Raw genomic sequence first — 1,678 nt, forward strand, 5'->3', positions numbered from 1 at the left:
ATAATTTTTATAATGTCTGTAAGATTAAATCTTGACTTCTACAGCCGGCTCACTTCAGAACCTAAATTAAACTCAACTCAAAAACTTGTTCAAGGTTATTTTAACTTAACAGAGAAATCTTTTTCTATAGGTCTTGGAGCACTTTATGCTTATGAGCGTCAAACTCCTGAAGTATCTGACTCTAAAATTCAAGGATTACAAAAATTTTATGGAATTTCAGATTACAGAACTTTACAATTTTTCATTGTTCATAGTACAGTTGATCGATGGCATACACAAGAATGTGCAAATTTGTTTAATAATTTAAGCTCAAAAGAACAAAAATTAGTATATCAAGGAGCGATAAAAGGCGCAAAACTACTATGGCAATTTCTAGACGGTATATATACTCGGTGAATTTCAAAAATTGGCTACGTCGTTCTACAAGATCTGCGGTACTTACGTATTAAGTAACGGCTTCCGTTCCTCGCCTTGTGAATTCCTTGCTCTTTTTGAAATTGACCTTCGTATACCAACTCTTCATTTACTCGAAGTATAAATACAACGCATCATTAACTATTATTCTCTTTCATAAAATGAAAAATATCTTCCTACATTCCTTAAGCCTTGAAAATTATCGTAATTTTAAAAATCTTGAATTAAAAACAGATAATACCCCAATAATTTTAATAGGTGAAAACGGTAGCGGTAAAACTAATATTTTAGAAGCTATATCGTTGTTTTATCCAGGTAGAGGACTTCGGTCAGCTAAACTTGCCGATATATGCAAAGCTTCAGAAGATCAGTGTCTAGTTAAAGCTCTATTGCAAAGCAAATTAGGGCTTGCAGAATTTACCACACAATTTAAACGTAGCTCTAATAGAAGAATAACCGAGTATAACGAAAGTAAAATAGCCAATAATGAGTTAAGTAAATTTACCAGCATGGTATGGCTGACTCCGCAAATGGAAGGTATCTTTACAAGCGGTAGTAGTGATAGAAGAAAATTTCTTGATAGAATAGTTTATAATTTTGATTCAAAGCATGCAGAATTAGTGAGTAAATATGAATATTACATGTATGAGAGAAATAAAATTCTAGCAGAAGATATAAGAGATGATAATTGGCTGAAAATCATAGAAGAAAAAATGGCTGATATGTCTAGTCATATTGCTAATAATCGCTTAAAAACCTTAGAATTTATGCAGCAAGCAATAGATGAACTTGAAAATGAGTTTCCAAAAGCCGATTTATCGATTGACGGCATTGTTGAACAAAAAATATTAGACGGTGCAGAAGATATTGTGGGTTTTATTACTGCAGAACTTTACAAAGCAAGAGGCAAAGATAAACTACTCGGTCGCACTAGCTTTGGAGTCCATAAAAGCGATTTTCTAGTCAAACATAAAAGGAAAAATATCTTAGCAAAATTTTGTTCTACAGGTGAGCAGAAAGCTATATTAATTGCGATAATCCTTGCCGAAATGAATTATGCTATAAAACTAACTAAAATAGCACCGATTTTACTTTTAGATGAGGTCTTTGTGCATCTAGACGACAAAAGACGAGGGTATTTAATCGAATTTTTTACCGGTTTAAACATGCAGCTATGGGTTACCGCTACCGATTTAGAGGGAATAGAAAATTTTGCAAGTAAAGCACAATTGATTAAGTTGTAATAGTTGAGATTTAATCTTAC

2 protein-coding genes are annotated in these 1,678 nt (G+C 32.5%); both read left to right on the plus strand.

Going from position 1 to position 1,678, the window contains the following annotated elements; translation table 11 throughout:
• The coding region (locus tag KYQ89_RS03355; RefSeq protein WP_371920399.1) for an iron-containing redox enzyme family protein at positions 1 to 396 on the plus strand (396 nt) is incomplete at its 5' end.
• Between the two features lie 179 nt (positions 397 to 575).
• On the plus strand, positions 576 to 1,658 hold the full coding sequence (gene recF / locus KYQ89_RS03360; protein ID WP_218460402.1) for a DNA replication/repair protein RecF: 1,083 nt from the start codon (positions 576 to 578) through the stop codon (positions 1,656 to 1,658).
• Positions 1,659 to 1,678: the final 20 nt, after the last annotated feature.

Source organism: Rickettsia sp. TH2014, assembly GCF_019249195.1.
In the GTDB taxonomy this organism is placed as follows: domain Bacteria; phylum Pseudomonadota; class Alphaproteobacteria; order Rickettsiales; family Rickettsiaceae; genus Rickettsia; species Rickettsia felis.